The organism is Streptomyces sp. SID3212, assembly GCF_009865405.1.
In the GTDB taxonomy this organism is placed as follows: Bacteria; Actinomycetota; Actinomycetes; order Streptomycetales; family Streptomycetaceae; genus Streptomyces.
Map to the genome: position 1 here is coordinate 1 of NZ_WWJY01000886.1, position 1,270 is coordinate 1,270.

Genomic DNA, 1,270 nt, shown 5'->3' on the forward strand with positions numbered 1-1,270 from the left:
ATGCAGAGCGCGTCCACCTCGGCCGCGGGGTCGCCCGCCTCGCGCGCCCGGTCCAGTTCGCGCCGGCTCAGCCGCTCGACGACGGCGGTGTCACCCCGCCGGAACGCGTCGCGCGCCTCCTCGTAGAACGTCATGCCCTCCACGCTACTGCGGTCGCGCGGGTACGGAAGTGGCCCGCGCGACCGCAGGGGGGTACGCCCGTCCGTCAGGTCGCGAGCCCCGCCAGCTCCGACCCGGCCAGCAGGAACGCGCCCACCCCGAAGTCGGCGGTGCTCCCGTACGTCACCGGCTGGCTCGACTCCGGCCGGTCGCCGACCTTCTGCACGTAGCCGAGGAAACCGTCCGGGTGCACCGCGGTGGCGACCAGTCCGTTCCAGGCGCGCGCGGCGACCGGCAGGTAGGAGGCGCGGGCGACCAGCCCGGTGGCGACGGCGTACGCGGTGCCGTACACGAAGAAGGACGTGCCGCTGGTCTCGGGTCCCGGCAGGTGCGCGGGGTCGGCGAGGTTGACGTTCCAGAAGCCGTCCGTGCGCTGCACCTGGGCCACCGCCGTCACCAACTGCGTGAGGGCGGTGCGGTATTCGGCGACGTGGCGTTCGGAGGACGGCAGGGCCTTGAGCGTCTTGACGTGGCCGCCGGCCACCCAGCCGTTGCCGCGTGACCACACCACCGGCTTGCCGCCCGGTGAGACGATCTTCCCGGGCAGGAACCGGTCGTCGCGGTACCAGAGGCCGGTGGCCGCGTCGTACAGACCGGGGCCTCCCCGGACGCGCTTGGTGTGGTGGTAGAGGCCGTAGAGCTTCTCCCAGTACTGGGTGTCGCCGCGCAGCTTGCCCAGGCGGGCGAACGGCGGCATGGCCATGTGCAGGGCGTCGTCCCACCACCAGTCGTCGTTCTTGGCGGGCTGGTCGGTGTACACCATGCGGCGCAGGGACGCCTCGATGGCCGTGAGCTTCTGCGCCGAGGGCTCGATCTCGTACAGGTCGAGGTAGGCCTGTCCCGCGTTGTGGTTGTCGGCGTGGCGGGTGGTGACGCCGCCGTTCAGACCGTAGGCGTGTTTCTCCGCCCAGCGCCGCGCGTAGGTGAGGTAGCGGGCCTCGCCGGTCAGCCGGTGCACGGCGAGCAGACCACTGAAGAAGGTGGCGTTGGCCCAGCCGTTGTCACCTGAGTCGCCGTGCGCGCCGATCCACTGGTCGGCGACCCGGCGCAGCACGCCGATGATCGCTGCCCTGGACGGCAGTTGGGAAGAGGGCGCGGCGGGTGCGGGGGC

At 72.3% G+C, this 1,270-nt stretch carries 1 protein-coding gene; it reads right to left on the minus strand.

Annotation, left to right across the window (positions count from 1 at the left end):
• Positions 1-205 precede the first annotated feature (205 nt).
• Positions 206-1,270 (minus strand): glycoside hydrolase family 88 protein (locus GT042_RS26570; protein ID WP_161311259.1); only part of this gene is annotated, 1,065 nt, incomplete at its 5' end.